At 62.4% G+C, this 14,934-nt stretch carries 11 protein-coding genes and 1 tRNA gene; 8 read left to right on the top strand and 4 right to left on the bottom strand.

All coding sequences use genetic code 11. The features are described 5' to 3' along the window. Positions 1-20: 20 nt before the first annotated feature. Positions 21-2,816 carry a hybrid sensor histidine kinase/response regulator gene (locus tag BRA1417_RS0112415; RefSeq protein ID WP_027515044.1) on the bottom strand — a complete coding sequence of 932 codons (2,796 nt, stop codon included), beginning with the start codon at positions 2,814-2,816 and terminating at the stop codon, positions 21-23. 197 nt (positions 2,817-3,013) lie between these two features. Next, positions 3,014-3,667 (bottom strand): histidine phosphotransferase ChpT, encoded by a 654-nt coding sequence (chpT, locus tag BRA1417_RS0112410; RefSeq protein WP_018458347.1) that lies wholly within the window; start codon positions 3,665-3,667, stop codon positions 3,014-3,016. 170 nt (positions 3,668-3,837) lie between these two features. On the opposite strand from chpT, the gene BRA1417_RS0112405 reads away from it, so the two are divergent. Beyond that, positions 3,838-4,674 carry a 3'(2'),5'-bisphosphate nucleotidase CysQ gene (locus BRA1417_RS0112405; protein WP_027516041.1) on the top strand — a complete coding sequence of 279 codons (837 nt, stop codon included), beginning with the start codon at positions 3,838-3,840 and terminating at the stop codon, positions 4,672-4,674. A gap of 13 nt (positions 4,675-4,687) precedes the next feature. Here BRA1417_RS0112405 and BRA1417_RS0112400 read toward each other — a convergent pair whose 3' ends face one another. After that, entirely contained in the window at positions 4,688-5,173 is a 486-nt protein-coding gene (locus BRA1417_RS0112400; protein ID WP_027516040.1) for a YHS domain-containing (seleno)protein, read from the bottom strand. A gap of 139 nt (positions 5,174-5,312) precedes the next feature. Between BRA1417_RS0112400 and BRA1417_RS0112395 the strand changes: the two genes are divergently transcribed. From BRA1417_RS0112395 to BRA1417_RS42690, 7 genes are all read left to right on the top strand, one after another. Continuing rightward, on the top strand, positions 5,313-5,918 hold the full coding sequence (locus BRA1417_RS0112395) for a DUF1134 domain-containing protein (RefSeq protein WP_018458350.1): 606 nt from the start codon (positions 5,313-5,315) through the stop codon (positions 5,916-5,918). A gap of 119 nt (positions 5,919-6,037) precedes the next feature. Further along, on the top strand, positions 6,038-7,336 hold the full coding sequence (locus tag BRA1417_RS0112390; RefSeq protein ID WP_027516039.1) for a hypothetical protein: 1,299 nt from the start codon (positions 6,038-6,040) through the stop codon (positions 7,334-7,336). A gap of 155 nt (positions 7,337-7,491) precedes the next feature. Next, positions 7,492-7,566 (top strand) — tRNA-Val (locus BRA1417_RS0112385). Between the two features lie 411 nt (positions 7,567-7,977). After that, positions 7,978-8,976, top strand: a complete 999-nt coding sequence (locus tag BRA1417_RS0112380) for a DUF1837 domain-containing protein (protein WP_245286212.1) — start codon at positions 7,978-7,980, stop codon at positions 8,974-8,976. After that, complete coding sequence (locus BRA1417_RS0112375) at positions 8,973-11,570, top strand: DEAD/DEAH box helicase (protein WP_027516037.1); 2,598 nt, start codon at positions 8,973-8,975, stop codon at positions 11,568-11,570. Before BRA1417_RS0112380 ends, BRA1417_RS0112375 begins: the two co-directional genes overlap by 4 nt. A gap of 37 nt (positions 11,571-11,607) precedes the next feature. Beyond that, positions 11,608-11,904 (top strand): DCL family protein, encoded by a 297-nt coding sequence (locus tag BRA1417_RS0112370; protein ID WP_027516036.1) that lies wholly within the window; start codon positions 11,608-11,610, stop codon positions 11,902-11,904. 527 nt (positions 11,905-12,431) lie between these two features. Next, a complete protein-coding gene (locus BRA1417_RS42690; protein ID WP_245286359.1) occupies positions 12,432-12,716 on the top strand; it encodes a tyrosine-type recombinase/integrase in 285 nt (94 codons plus the stop codon). A 173-nt stretch (positions 12,717-12,889) separates the two neighbouring features. Here BRA1417_RS42690 and BRA1417_RS0112365 read toward each other — a convergent pair whose 3' ends face one another. Then, a complete protein-coding gene (locus tag BRA1417_RS0112365) occupies positions 12,890-14,932 on the bottom strand; it encodes a hydantoinase/oxoprolinase family protein (RefSeq protein WP_027516035.1) in 2,043 nt (680 codons plus the stop codon). Positions 14,933-14,934: the final 2 nt, after the last annotated feature.

Here is a 14,934-nt window from a genome sequence, read left to right as displayed (position 1 = left end):
CCTGATCCATCCCGCTGGGTTTAGGCGGCTGCGCGGCTCAGCTCGGAGGCACCGGCGGCGCCCGCGGTCTGTTCCTTCAGCGCCGCGATCAGACCGGGACGGTCGAACTTGGCGACATAGTCGTGGAAGCCGGCTTGACGGCCGCGCTCGATCGCCGCCGGCGACACCAGCGCGGAGAGCCCGATGATCGGCATCGCACCCAGATTGCTATCGGAGCGGATGGTCTCGGCAAACTCGAACCCGTTCATGTCGGGCATCTCGATGTCGGTCAGGACCACGTCGAAGCTCTGCGCGCGCAGCGCAGCCAGGCCCTCCTGCGCGGTCGGCGCGGTACGGACGCGGTAGCCGGCCGCCTTGAGCACCGGGGCCAGCATGTTGCGGAAGAACGCCGAATCGTCGACCAGCAGCACCGATTGCGAATGCAGCGACGGCTTCATCTCCTTGCGGGTGAACCAGTCGGAGAACGCCATCGGCAGGAAGTGGCCGACGTCGATCACTTCGGTGGCCTGGCCCTTGATCACGGCCGAGCCGAGAATGCCGGAGGAGGATCCGCCGACCTCGATGTTGAGCCGTTCCTCGACGATGTCGATGATCTCGTCGACGACGAGGCCCATGGAGCGGCCGTCGTCGGAGAACACCAGGATCGGCTGGGCGCCCTGGCTCGCGATGGTGACGCTCTCCATGGCGACGAGCGGCATCAGCTGCTCGCGGTACTGCACCATGTAGCGGCCGTTCGAGAACTCGATCTTGTCGGCCGGCAGCTCTTCGAGGCGCGTGACGAGCCCGAGCGGGACCGCCTTGGGCTGGGACGAGCCGGCGCGGAACACCAGCAACGAGGTGGTCTGCTCGCCGCTTCCAATGCTGTGCGTCCCGTTCTCGTTGTTCATGTCATGGGCCGAGGAGCCGGCGGCGCCGAGCGCCTTGGCAATGCCGTTGGGGTCGATGATCATGATGACCGCGCCGTCGCCCAGGATGGTATTGCCCGAGAACATGTCGATGTGACGCAGTTTCGTCGACATCGGCTTGACCACGATTTCTTCGGTGTGGAACACGCCGTCGACGACGATGCCGAAGGTCTGGCTGCCGACCTGCGTCACCACGATGAAGCCGTTCTCGGGATCGGAGACGGCGCCGTCGTCGATCTTCAAGAGCTTCTTGAGGTGGATCAGCGGCAGCAGCTTGTTGCGCAGCCTGAGCACCGCGGTGTCCTTGATGCGCTCGATGCGGTGCTCCGAATTGGCGCGGGCCCGCACCAGCTCGACCACGGAGAGCTGCGGGATCGCAAAGCGGTCGCCGGCGGCTTCCACGATCAGCGCGGAGACGATGGCGAGCGTCAGCGGGATCTTGATGGTGACGGAGGAACCTTCACCGGCGACCGACTTGATGTCGATGGTGCCGCCGATCTGGTCGATATTGGTGCGCACCACGTCCATGCCGACGCCACGCCCCGACACCGAGGTGATGGCGGCCGCGGTGGAGAAGCCCGGCGCGAAGATGAACTTGTGGATCTGGGCTTCGCTCATCTTCTCGAGCTCGGCCTCAGTGACCAACCCTGAGGAGATCGCCTTGGCCTTGATCCTGTCGGTGTTCAGGCCACGGCCGTTGTCGGCGATGCAGATGATGATGTGGCCGCCCTCGTGATAGGCGGACAGGCGGATGGTGCCCTGCTCGCCCTTGCCGCCGGCGAGACGCTCGGCGGGGGTCTCCAGGCCATGGTCGGCGGAGTTGCGCACCATGTGGGTGAGCGGGTCCTTGATCAGGTCGAGCACCTGGCGGTCGAGTTCGGTGTCGGCGCCGTGCATCTCCAGCTCGATCTGCTTGCCGAGTTCGCTCGAGAGGTCGCGAACGATGCGGGGCAGCTTCTGCCAGGCATTGCCGATCGGCTGCATGCGCGTCTTCATGACGCCTTCCTGCAGCTCGGCGGTGACGTTGGACAGCCGCTGCAACGGCACCTTGAACTCGGTGTCCTCGTTGCGGCGGGAGATCTCCAACAGCTGGTTGCGGGTCAAGACCAGCTCGGAGACCATGGTCATCAGATGCTCCAGCGTATCCACGTTGACGCGGATCGACTGGTTGGCGATGCTGGCTCCCTCGCCGGCGCCCTCGTCGGCGATCGACTTCTTCGGCGCGGCCTTGTCCTTGGGCGCCTTGGTCTCCTTGGCAGCGTCCTTGGCAACAGGCACCGGGGCTTCAGCGGCAGGCTGGGGCTCGGCCTTGACTTCAGCCTTGGCAACGGGGACCGGGACTTCGATCGCGGTCTCGCGGAAGGCGCGCTCGAGCTCGTCGAGCGAGACTTCGCCCGGACGCAGCGGACGCTCCAGGCTCGGGTCGGCCAGCACGCCGGAGGACGGCGCGGCTTCCACCGCAGCCGGCGCGTCCGGCACCAGCGGCGGCGCTTCGGCCACGGGAGCAGCCACGGCGCCGGCCGCCATGGCCGCCATGCCCTGCTCGACCATCGCTTCCAGCTTGTCGATGAGGTCGCGGTCGGTACCCTCGGGCTCGGCCTCGGTCGCCTCCAGCCCGGCCAGAATTTCCTTGATGCGGTCGATCGAGGACAGGATCACCGTCACCGCCTGCCCGGTCACCGGCATGCCGTCACGGAATTTGCCCATCAGCGTCTCGCCGGCATGCGCCAGCGCTTCCAGTCGCGGCAATCCGAGGAAGCCGCACGTGCCCTTGATGGTGTGGACCAGGCGGAAGATGTTATCCAGGATCTTGGCGTTGTTCGGCTCCTGCTCGAACTTCACCAGCTGATTGTCCACGGTGTCCAGGCTCTCGCTGGTTTCCGTCAAAAACTCCCGCAACAGATCATCCATGAAAACAGGCCTTCATACAGGGAGGGCGCGCACACAAGACGTGATGCGCCAATTCGGAATGGGGCCAGCTTCACCGCAAAGCGTTTAATATTGGTTGAGTATGTGGAAAAGAACGGAATCAACAAAGAGATAAGGCGCTCCGGACAAGCCGAAGCGCCTTGTAAAGATTCGATTAACGTTTGAGAGCGGCGACGTGTCTACGAAGCGATAATGGTGATGGCCTCGCCTTCGTGCGCGAGCCTCACAGTGAGCCCGCAAGCCTCTGCCAACAGCCGCGTATAATAAGGCTGGATCGCATGTGCATCCGCGGCCGGGCCGCGCTCGCCGCTCAGGAGCTCGGAGATGTTCTGCGGCAGGCGCGCATTATGTCCGGTCGCAGTGATGCGGAAGCTCATGGTCTCGCCTTCGCCGATCGGATCGATCGTCAGCGTACCGCCGCGCGGGATCGTGTGCTGCGAAACGACCAGCATGTTGAGCAACAGCTTGACGCGATTCTTCGGCAGCAGGATCCGCGGCAGATTCCAGGTGATCGAGCACTTGCCGTCCTCGATGTGGCCGCGCGCCATGGTCTGGGCATCGCCGAGATCGATCTGCGCGCCGGACGAGCCGGCCGCACCAAAGGCAAGACGGCAGAACTGGAGCCGGGCGGAGGCGGTTTTCGCGCTCTTGCGTATCAAGTCGAGTGCGAACTCGCGGTCGTCGGGCTTGGGATCGTCGTCGAGCACTTCGAGCCCATTGACGATGGCGCCGACAGGGCTGATGAGATCGTGGCAGACCCGTGAGCACAGCAGCGCAGCGAGTTCGAGCGCATCTGGAGCGGTGGCGGTAGCGGGTGACGAAGCGTCAGACATAAAGGGTTCCTGGAATTGCACGGCGCGGACGCGGCGAATCAAGCATGCTTGACGAATGCCGCAGGTTCTAACATTCGCTGGCACGTGGCAGCTAGCTTGCGATCGGTTCGAAGCGGCCCTAATGCCGCGGCGAATCACCGAGGAGGGATGGAATTGACGATGAATGAGGCATGCAGGTGAAGCGGATCATCGACGGCGCGGCCGCCTCCCACCTGATGGAGCCGCTCACCGCGCTGGTGGTGAAAGCGGGCGAAGCCATCCTTGCGGTCAACCGCACGGCGATGCGGGTCGACGGCAAGCAGGACGGCTCGCCGGTGACCGAGGCCGACCTTGCCGCCGACCGCATCATCGCGGACGGGCTGGCGCAGCTTGCGGGCGACATCCCGACGCTCTCGGAAGAGCGGACCCAGCTCGCCTCGCCGCCGTTCCGCGACAGCTTCTTCCTGATCGATCCGCTCGACGGCACCAAGGAGTTCGTTGCCGGGCGCGACGAGTTCACCGTCAACCTTGCCCTGGTGACATCGGGCGTGCCGCTGCTGGGCATCGTCAGCGCCCCGGCCCTCGGGCTGCTCTGGCGCGGCATCGTCGGCCGCGGCGCCGAGCGCGTCAGGTTCGACGGCGCGACGATCGGCGCTGCCGAGCCGATCCATACCCGCAAGTTGCCGCCCGTGGGCGAGCCCTGGATCGCCGCGGTGAGCCGCTCGCATGGAGATCCCCGAACCGAGGCCTTCATCGATCACCGCCCCAACGCCGCCAGGAAGACGGTCGGCTCGGCCGTGAAATTCGGCCGGATCGCGGAAGGCAGTGCCGACATCTATCCCCGCTTCGGGCCCACTTGTGAATGGGACGTCGGGGCCGGCTACGCGGTCGTGACCGCGGCCGGCGGCAGCGTGACCGACGGCAAGGGCGGCGCACTCCGCTTCGGCGAGCGGCACGATGGCGGCTTCATCATCCCGGAGTTCATCGCCTGGGGTGACCCGCAGGCGGCAAGACTCTCAAGACTCTGACGTCGTCAAGGCGCTACCGGCTGAGCTTGTCCTGGAGGGCCGGCCAGCGCTTGCCCACCTCGTAGAGGAAGCGCTCGGGATTGGCGGCGAAGGCGTCGCGATTGGCTTCCCGGCTGAACAAATAGAGCCGCTGCGCTGCGATCGCGAAGAAGCGGGGGTTGCCGGCGATGGTGACGCCGCGGGCGATATCGACCGGATCGTAGCCGCCGAACTGCGGCCCGTAGACCTCGGGATGGGCGAGGAAAGAGGCGCGGTTGCCCTCGTTCCGAAAGCGCCAGACTGCGCCCCACAGGTTCGCCTCGAACTCGGCCGTCCCCTGCACGGCCGCGCCGTCGACGAAATAGCCCACGGGGTCGAAGCCCTCGATCGCCACGCCGCTGAAACGGTTGACGACGATCCGCTCGGTGGTGGCCGCCTGCGCCGGCAACCCCATGCAGAGGATCCAAATGCCCGACAGCATGCAGACCAGAAGGCCGATCAAGGCAATTCCGGGGCGCAAAGGGCTGGCTTCCTGCCGTTGTGCCGTCATAGTTGCTGCGGATAACATCCGAGTCGAGGGGACATCCGGCGCAACCTAGAGCCGTGCCTGTTGGCGTCAGGTTAAGGAAGCGACCGGATTCGGTACCAGGGGTTCTTTTATGACTTTCGCATCACGCCTTGCCGCAGTCGCGCTTGCCGCGATGGTCGGGTGGATCAGTCCGGCTTCCGCCCAGCAGCCGCCACCGCCCGATTTGCCGCCGCCGCAGCGGACCCAGACGCCCAGCACCTATGGGCCGGACGAACTCGTGAACGCCGGCCACCGCTTCTTCGGCAATGTCTCGCGCGGTCTCGCCTCGATCATCGAGAAGGCGGTCAGCCAATGGGGCCTGCCCAACGGCTATATCCTCGGTGAGGAAGGGTCCGGCGCTTTCGTCGCCGGCCTGCGCTACGGCGAAGGCACGCTTTACACCAAGAACGCCGGCGACCTCAGGGTCTACTGGCAGGGTCCCTCGCTCGGCTTCGACTGGGGTGGCGATGGCGCGCGCACCATGACGCTGGTCTATAATCTGCCCGCCACCAACGCGATCTACCAGCGCTTCGCCGGCCTCGACGGCTCGGCCTACATCATCGGCGGCTTCGGCATGACGGCGCTCACCGCCAACAACATCGTGCTGGTGCCGATCCGCTCGGGCCTCGGCCTGCGGCTGGGAGCCAATATCGGCTATTTGAAATTCACCCCGCGCGCGACCTGGAACCCGTTCTAGCGTTCCGCTTTCCCCCGCGGTGACGGATCAAGGTTAACGACATGTCGGGGCTGGCTTTTTGCCGGCCCCGCATGCAATGTCCTTGGTAAATTTTTCCTTAGCTTTGGGAGTTCTGGCCCATGGTCGAACCGATCATGTACCTGGCGATCGGTTTCCTACTCTCGATGCTGTGCGGGCTCGCCATCGTGCCGCTGGTGCATAACCGCGCCGTGCGCCTGACCACGCGCCGGCTCGAGGCCGCCACGCCGTTGTCGATGGCCGAGATCCAGGCCGACAAGGACCAGCTCCGCGCCGAATTCGCCATGTCGGCGCGACGGCTGGAGATGAGCGTCGACCAGCTCAAGAACAAGACCACGAGCCAGCTCGCCGAGCTCGGCAAGAAGAGCGACGCCATCAACCGCATGAAGATCGAGCTCGGCGAGAAGAACGCCACGATCTTCGCGCTCGAAGCGCGCGAGAAGGCGGTGAAGGAGCAGCTCCGCGCCACCGAAGAGGAATTCAACGCCAAGACCGCGGCCCTGCGCGCCGCCGAGCTCGCGCTGACCGACAAGCAGGGCGAGCTCGCAAAGATCAATTCCGAACTGTCCGACCGCTCGATGATGGCGGAGAGCCGTCAGGTCGAGCTGGTTGTGGTCCGTGCGCAGATCGAGGAGCTGAAGAACCGCGTCGGCGACGCCGAAAAGGAATTTGCCGCGACGCAGGCGCGGCTGGCCCAGGAGCGCACCGAATCCGAGACCGCCTCGCGCGAGCTTTCGGATGCGCGCGGCCGGGTCGAGAATCTGAGCCAGCGCGTCACCGACCTCGATCGCCAGCTCATGTTGCAGGTGAAAGAGGCCGAGATGCTGTCGGGCCGCGTCGGCGATCTCGAAGGACGCCTCGCCACGCAGGGCAAGCTGCTCGCCGAGCGCGACTATGAAAACAACCAGCTCCGCCAGGCCAATGAAAGTTCCGAGCGCACCATCAAGGAGCTGCGCGTCGAGATCGCGGCCCTGAGCGGCGGCAAATCGTCGGCGGCAATGGAATCGATCCGCGCGGAAAAGGCCGCGCTGGAGGAGCAGCTCCGCACCGCTCGCGATGAGCGCGCCAAGCTCCAGCGCGACATCAATGCGATCCAGCAACAGGCCGAAAGCTCCTGGGCGACCGAGCGGATGGAGAACGCGCTGTTGCGCGAACGCATCAACGACATCGCCGCCGAGGTGGCCAAGCTCGCGATGCAGCTCGAAGGGCCGAACTCGCCGATCGAGGCCCTGCTCGCGGCGGAGGCGGGCCAGCCGCCGAGGCCGGCGCCGCGCCCGGCCAATGACGCCCCGACCAACGGCACGGCCGCAGGCACCCTGCCCGAAGGCGGCGGAACACTGGCCGAACGCATCCGCGCGCTCCAGGCCCACGCCTCCCGCGCCCGCCAGCAGGGCGCGTAAGCGGTCCGAAACGGCCTCACCGCCGGATTGCGGGTCCGGGGGAAGGTTTTCCGGCCGGGCAGCGCCTCGAAACTTGACACCTTCGGCCCGCACTTCTAAATCGCGGGCTCCAAAGCGCCGGCGGCCGAAACACGGGTCGCCTGCATGATGGTTTCGGGTGCATAGCTCAGCGGGAGAGCGTTCCCTTCACACGGGAGAGGTCCAAGGTTCGATCCCTTGTGCGCCCACCATTTCTGATCCGCTTCAAGGACTTAACAGCTGGCTCCCCGGGGGTGTGCCCCAGCAAAATCGGGGCACAATGCGGGCACATCGATGCGAAAAAAATCGCTGCCGCCGGACCTCAACGCCATCCGATTGACTTATTAGAACCTTCGGGCCGCGTTCATCGAAGTCCGCCTCGAGAAGCCAACCGTCCAGGTGCAGACGGCGGCCGCGTCTTGGCGAGCCTGATTCCGTATAGAGCACCCCCTCGTCCTTGATCAGTTCCGATACTGCTCTAGGCTTCCGAGCGACCGAGACGACGCGCGCGATGGTGCTGGTGTAGTCCACGGCGCGTGAAAACGCAGCTCGCGATCATGCGAATTCGCTGGCAATTCCGACCGAACATGGACTGCGGAGGCCTAGCCGGGTACAATTAGGGGTTGACTCGTCTGGGGGCAGACGGGCGTACGAACAAGGGGGTAGGCCGTCTGTCGACCATCACCGCGACCGATCTCACGTCTGCGCTGACAGGGCATCCGGAAGCACTCGACGTTCACCTTATGCTGGTGGAGCGCGACGTCCTCATCGAGGGTCATTCGGTCAAGATCCACTGTCATTGCCTCACAGTGGATGGAAACGGCCGCGTCCAGCCGTACCGGCTGGCCGAGTTCATGCGTAACGCCGTAGCCGACTATGCGATACCGCGCTCGAAACTCGCTGCCGCGAAGGCGCGCGACGCCAAGTACAATAGCACCGAGGCCGTAGCCGAACTCGTCGAGCGGGCCAAGCGGTCGTTCACCGATTTGGCGAAGACCGGCGAGGGCGGCGAGATGCTGCTGTTCTTATTGGCCGAGCGCTTTCTCAAGCTGCCTCAGATTCTCTGCAAGATGGATCTCAAGACAGACACGCGCCTACATTACCATGGAGCCGATGGGGTGTACGCTGGCGTGATGCCGGAAGGCATCCTGAAACTCTACTGGGGTGAGTCCAAAATCTACAAGGATGTGGGAGCCGCGATCCGCGACTGCTTTGCCTCACTCGCTCCCTTCCTCATTGAACCAGAACACGAGGAAGCCGACAGGGAACGCGATCTGGTTCTCCTGAGCGACAAGGCCGACCTTAGTGACGCGACACTCACCGACGCCCTGAAAAAGTATTTTGACAAATCGTCGGTGATGTCCAAGCGGGTCCGATACTGCGGCGTGGCCCTCGTGGGCTTCGACGCGCCGTTCTATCCAAAAGACGACGTAGAGGCGATCGCGGACGAGATTGTTGAGGCCTCCCGCTCTGAACTGACCGTTTGGAGAAAAAAGATCGGCGAGCGGCTCAAGTCGGAGAAGCTCGACCAGATGGAAATCGAGCTGTTTTGCGTCCCGCTGCCGTCGGCGGATGGCTTCCGCGCTGCATTTCTCAGCGCGATGGGGATTAAGACGGAATGAGCCTAGCCGGTCTCCAGTCGTGGCTTCTTCAGGAAGGGATTCGTGACGATCTCGATGCAATCGTCCGACTCACCGTGCGCACCGAACTGGACAATCTGGTAGCCGAGCCCGCCGCCCCCTCCACCGTGGCGATCGATTGGCCAAGGTTGCTGCTCGCCGGCAGCATATTGGCGCGGTCCGATCAACGGATCGACCAGGAGGGCGCGCTCCGAATCGCAACTGCGGCGATCTCTCTGACGAACGATCAAGCACTCAAGGACGCGGGCGCCGTCCTCTTAGGCAAGCTCTCTAATTTCCGGGCCATCGCGCTAGCCAACGATCGCCACCTGCTGACGGCCGGTCTCGACGGACGGCTAGGTGTGGCGCTGCGCCTTGAATCCCAGCGTCGCGAGATGGACCGTTCCATCCTGGTGGAATCGAGCGGCGCTTGGCTACAGATGAACGATTTTCAGCAACGCTTCTGGAACAGTGCAGGCGGAGGAGGTTGGCTCTCCGCGTCCGCCCCCACTGCCTCCGGCAAGACGTTTCTCGTCCTTCAGTGGTTGATCGATCAACTGACCGCGGGTGACACCCGGGTCGCAGTCTACCTCGCCCCGACCCGCGCGCTAGTCTCGGAGATCGAGACCACTCTCCAAGGTCTACTCGGCAAGACCAAGGGCATCGAGGTGTCGTCCCTTCCCCTCCGCGACAAATACGAAGCCGCGCGCGCTGGAGGCGCGCAAGTGGTTCTGGTCTTCACGCAGGAGCGAATGCACCTTCTCGCCAACGTGCTCGCCGGCACGTTCTCGATTGATTTGCTTATCGTGGATGAGGCGCACAAGATCGGGGACAGCCAACGCGGCGTGGTCTTGCAGGACGCAATAGAGCGGGTTAGCCGTGCGAACTCGAAGCTGAAGGTCGTGTTCATCAGCCCCGCGACCCAGAACCCGGAGGCGTTGCTAGCAGACGCGCCCGACGGTGTGCAGACTGTGGCCATCGACAGCGACGCTCCCACCGTCCTCCAGAACCTGATCGTCGCGAACCAAACACCGCGCAAGCCGAAGCTCTGGAAATTGACTGTCCGACAGCAGCAGGGTTCGGCACTTCCAGTCGGAACGCTCGAGCTCGCAAGCACGCCGGCGGGACTTAGGAAGCGCCTGGCGTTCATCGCCGCAGCGGCGGGCCAAAGAGGCGGAACGCTCGTCTACACGAACGGCGCCGGAGAGTCGGAGGATGTCGCCGATCTGATCAGTCAGCTCCTGCCTCAGCCCGAGTCAATCGATCCAGAGCTTGCACAACTCGCCGACCTCGCCCGGAAGGGCGTACACCCCAACTTCCGCCTTGCACCGCTCGTTGAACGCGGGGTCGCGTTCCACTTCGGCAATATGCCATCGCTGATCCGGCTCGAGATCGAGCGTCTCTTCCGATTGGGCAAGATCCGCTTCCTGGTTTGCACTTCGACGCTGATTGAGGGCGTGAACCTGTCGTGTCGCACGATTGTGCTGCGCGGACCGCGGAAGGGAATTGGCCACCCGATGGAGCCGCACGACTTCTGGAACCTAGCCGGCCGCGCGGGCCGTTGGGGCAATGAATTTCAAGGCAACATCATCTGTATCGACCCGGAGGATACGGAGGCTTGGCCCACCGGCGTACCCAGCCGCGCGCGCTATCCCATTAAGCGCGAAAGCGATGCGGTGCTCGAGCTTGGTGACGGTATGGCGGACTACCTTTCAAGGCGCGGAGTCTCGGACCTGTCCAGCCTCAAGGACTCAGATAAATTCGAACAGGTTGGCGCCTATCTGCTCACCACATTCATGCGGCTCGGGTCCATATCGGCGGCCAGTCTCTCGAAGCGCCACGATGCCGCGTCGTTGGCGAAGCTCGACCAAGCGCTAGCGGCGCTTGCAGCACAAATCGAAATCGACGTCGACCTTCTCGCACGGCATCCCGGAGTGAGCGCAATCGGCCTTCAGCGGCTACTTGAAGCGTTCCGATCGTACGCGGGCGACGTCGAGAATCTGCTGCCTGCCGAGGTCGCGAGCGAAGACAGCTACGACCGATTCGTTACAATCCTGGGGAGGATCAATAAGCATCTATTCCCCGCCTTCGAACCCGAGAAGGCGATCAGGCTATACGCGTTGATCGTCGTTCAGTGGCTGAAGGGGCTCTCGCTGGCCGAGATGATTCGCAGGAACATCGAGTGGCACCGTACCACCGGCAGGACTTACAGCCTTCCGGTGCTGATCCGCAATACGATGGAGCTGGTCGAGCAAGTCGCGCGATTCAAGGCGCCGAAGTATCTGTCTGCCTACATGGATGTCCTGCACCTGCATCTCCGCCAGATCAACCGTGAGGACCTGATTGATCACGGCGTGGACATCGGCACACAACTTGAGTTTGGTATTTCGTCGAGGACCCTCCTCTCACTCATGGAACTCGGTCTCTCCCGCATGAGCGCGGTGGCTTTGTACGAGAAGATCGCTCGCGACGATCTCAGCAAGGAGGACTGCGTCGCGTGGGTCACCGAACGCGAAGGTCAGCTCGAAGCCATGGATTTCCCTGTCATCATCGTCCGCGAGGTACGCGAGCGGCTTCTGGCCGCTCGACGACTTTGACAGTAATTTTACCGCTTGATTGAAATGGAGATTTCACATGCCCGCGAAGCCGATCGACCTCGGTCCACTGCACTTCGCCAAAAGAGGTGACGCCGTTGCATATTTGAATGACATGCTTCACCGGTACGACGTGGGCGATCGGGTTGGCGCCGATGACACTGTGATTCTACGAACGGCACTGGAGCACCATCCCGATGCCGAGGCCAAGAAGGGATGCGGAATTACCCACTTTAGCGTCCGAACTGCTGACTTCGGTACGAAGTGCTTCTGGTTGAACCGTACTGACGGAACGACCGAAAAATTTTCTCATAGGGCCTGTATCTACGGCACCTAGCAAGCAATTCGTATTCAACCGAGCTCGGTTAGAACAAGCGGTGCGCAGTTCTCGGCCTGGTCGGGCGAAGATCTTCGCGGGTTCAAATCGCGGAGGCGCAACCACCGATACCGACATTCTGTCCAAGTTGCGATCTGACCACGTCCAACGCCTTCGTCCCGAACGCAGTGAGCATCTTCTAAGCTGTTGATTTTTCTTGCTGTGACGGGCACTTCCGTCCCGTTTTGTTCACGCTGTTTTCAGCCAATTCGTTGCGATTTCATTGCGGCGTTCTGGAGCGAGAACGGTGAAGACCGCCGCGACCTCCCTCCACCTTTACCGGTCGGTATGGATAGTCTCGCTACCTGGTCCTGAAAGCCATCGAACGATGCGCTGCGCCACCAGTGTCGCGCCGTCGCCTTGGACATGCAGAAGCGGACAGTTACTATTCGCGATCGCAAAGACCCGAGACGTAAGGAGGGAAACCATCAAGTGGTTCCTCTTCTCAATTCGACGGGCTACGATGCGTGGCAGATCATACTCGAGCAATGGATTCTCACGCGCGGCCTCGGTGGCGTTTTCCCTACCACTCAAAGTCCGTGGGAGCTGCCTTCCACAAGACATGCGATGCCATCGATATTGATGATTTGTGTTTCCACGAACTGCGCCACGAAGGAACGAGCAGACTATTCGAAGCTGGGTTTTCAATACAACAGGTTGCATTGGTGACCGGGCATAAAGATTGGCGAATGCTGCGACGCTATACCAATCTAAAACCTGAAGACCTGCACAAAATGCAGAAGGCTGACAACCCTCGATGGACCCATTCATAGCAACGCTGGTTGCAGGCTAGGTGTCGTAGATTCCCCAAGCTTGAAATTGCTCCTGATTGCTTCCAGCAAGAGTAGGTCACGATGGATAATCGCCTTCCACATCAGATTCCTCCCAAGTGGCAAGTCGTGACGGGGACGACAATTCGTCAACGGACCGAATGCAAGATTAACGCTCACCCAAGGGAGATATCAAGCCAGCCAAGCTCGTTGACGGAAACACGATCCAATTTGTTAATGACCACAGTCGTGGTCTCCGCTTCGATGATCGCCGGCCCTTCAATCTCGTTCCCTGGTCTCAGTTCTTCCGCAGTGAATATGGGCACGTCACGCCACTCGCCGAAGAAAGCCTTCCGCACGCCTTTCGGCTTGCAGGCCTCTGAAATGGCCTGGCCGCGAACAACTTGCCCGAGCTCCGGAATAACGCCGACCGCCGCCACCCTCGCGTTCACGAAAACGACTTCCTGGTCCGGAGACGAGTATGTGTAAAGTTCCTCGTGGCGCCGATGGAACAGCTCCTCGATCCTGTCAACAATCTCGTTGGAATCCCAATCGAGACCATAGAGCGGCACGTCGATCTCAAAGATCTGCTCGCCGTACCGCATTTCCGCGGAACGTTCCGTTACAATTTTTCCACCAAACCACGAAGTTAGATGACTGACACTTCGTTGTTCGAGACCAGCAAAGACGGCCCTCACCTCTTGGGGCGTGATACGTCTGCCTGCGCTGTAGTGCGTGCTACTAGCTTCGTATCGGAGATCGCTTGTCAGCATGCCCCAAGCAGATAGCACTGATGCGGCTGTGGGCGCGATTATCCGCTTCATTTCGAGTTCGCGTGCAACTTCGGCTGCATGAAGGCCGGCGGCACCGCCGAAACTGAGTAGGGCAAAGCGACGTGGATCTACGCCGCGGCGCAAGGTCATCAAGCGGATGCCATCGGCCATGCGCAAATTGACCATTCGATAGATTCCGGCCGCAGCATCATCGCGCGATAGACCCAGGGCCTTCGCCAGCCGATCGATCGTTACCTCAGAGGCATTGCGGTCTAGCGGACGCTTGCCTCCCATGAATGCGGACGCATCAAGATATCCAAGAATGACGTTTGCATCCGTGACAGTCGGCTCAGTTCCGCCGTTGCCGTAGCATGCGGGTCCGGGTACGGAGCCCGCACTTTCTGGACCAACACGAAACGTGCCGCCGACGTCGATCGACGCGATCGATCCGCCACCTGCCGCAATGCTGGCGATGTCCAGGCTGCGCAGTGCGATCCGCTGATCGGCCAATCCGCCGTCTGCTGACAGCGTGGCATGGCCGTCGGCGATCAACGAAATATCGGTGCTCGTTCCTCCCATATCAAACGGAACGAGATCGGGAACCCCCAACAAATCTGCGCATCGTCGACAGCCGGAAATTCCGCCCGCCGGGCCTGAAAGAACAGTAGCGGCAGCAAGCCGCGCGGCCTCTTCGACGGGCGCCATGCCGCCATGCGAGAGAATAATGAACAGGCTACTGGCCAATCCGGCTTCCTTTAGGCGCATTTCCAGATTGGTGAGGTATCGGCGAACCGCGGGCTCCACATAAGCATTCACAATTGTCGTCGAAACGCGCTCGTATTCCTTGATCTGAGGTAGCACGTCGCTGGACCGCGAAACGTTGAGGTCAGGCAGCTCGCGCTGTAGCCGGTCCACTGCGGCGATCTCGTGTGCCGGGTTGCGGTATGCGTGCAAGAAGCAAACCGCAACGGAGGTGGCACCAGACGCACGGATCGCGGCGATCGCCTCTCCGAGCGATTCCTGATCGAGCGGAATCAGCACTTCACCATCCGGCTTGATGCGCTCGCGTACGCCCAACCGAAGCTCGCGGGGCACCAGCGGCACCGGCGGGGCCGAACGCAAATTGTACCGATCACCCTTCAGACCCTCGCGCATCTCGATGACGTCGCGGTGTCCCTGGGTGGTCAGCAAAGCTACCCTCGCGCCCTTGCGCTCTAGCAACGCGTTGGTCGCCACCGTGGTGCCGTGCACGAGGCGATCGGCCTTGCCGAGCATTTCATGACGGGACATGCCGACCCGACGAGCCAACTCTTCAAGACCTGTCATCACTCCGATCGATTGATCCGAAGGCGTGGAAGGTGACTTTGCAAAGACGGTCCGCCCGTCGCGATCGATCGCGACCAGGTCCGTGTACGTGCCACCGACATCGATTCCAATCGTAAACATCT

The organism is Bradyrhizobium sp. WSM1417 (assembly GCF_000515415.1).
In the GTDB taxonomy this organism is placed as follows: domain Bacteria; phylum Pseudomonadota; class Alphaproteobacteria; order Rhizobiales; family Xanthobacteraceae; genus Bradyrhizobium.
This window is presented reverse-complemented; position numbering and strand designations above follow the sequence as displayed.

Coding starts and splice junctions, on each gene's coding strand:
- BRA1417_RS0112415 (WP_027515044.1), bottom strand. CDS start 2,816: ATGGATGATCTGTTGCGGGAGTTTTTGACGGAAACCAGCGAGAGCCTG.
- chpT (WP_018458347.1), bottom strand. CDS start 3,667: ATGTCTGACGCTTCGTCACCCGCTACCGCCACCGCTCCAGATGCGCTC.
- BRA1417_RS0112405 (WP_027516041.1), top strand. CDS start 3,838: ATGCAGGTGAAGCGGATCATCGACGGCGCGGCCGCCTCCCACCTGATG.
- BRA1417_RS0112395 (WP_018458350.1), top strand. CDS start 5,313: ATGACTTTCGCATCACGCCTTGCCGCAGTCGCGCTTGCCGCGATGGTC.
- BRA1417_RS0112390 (WP_027516039.1), top strand. CDS start 6,038: ATGGTCGAACCGATCATGTACCTGGCGATCGGTTTCCTACTCTCGATG.
- BRA1417_RS0112375 (WP_027516037.1), top strand. CDS start 8,973: ATGAGCCTAGCCGGTCTCCAGTCGTGGCTTCTTCAGGAAGGGATTCGT.
- BRA1417_RS0112370 (WP_027516036.1), top strand. CDS start 11,608: ATGCCCGCGAAGCCGATCGACCTCGGTCCACTGCACTTCGCCAAAAGA.
- BRA1417_RS42690 (WP_245286359.1), top strand. CDS start 12,432: ATGGATTCTCACGCGCGGCCTCGGTGGCGTTTTCCCTACCACTCAAAG.
- BRA1417_RS0112365 (WP_027516035.1), bottom strand. CDS start 14,932: ATGTTTACGATTGGAATCGATGTCGGTGGCACGTACACGGACCTGGTC.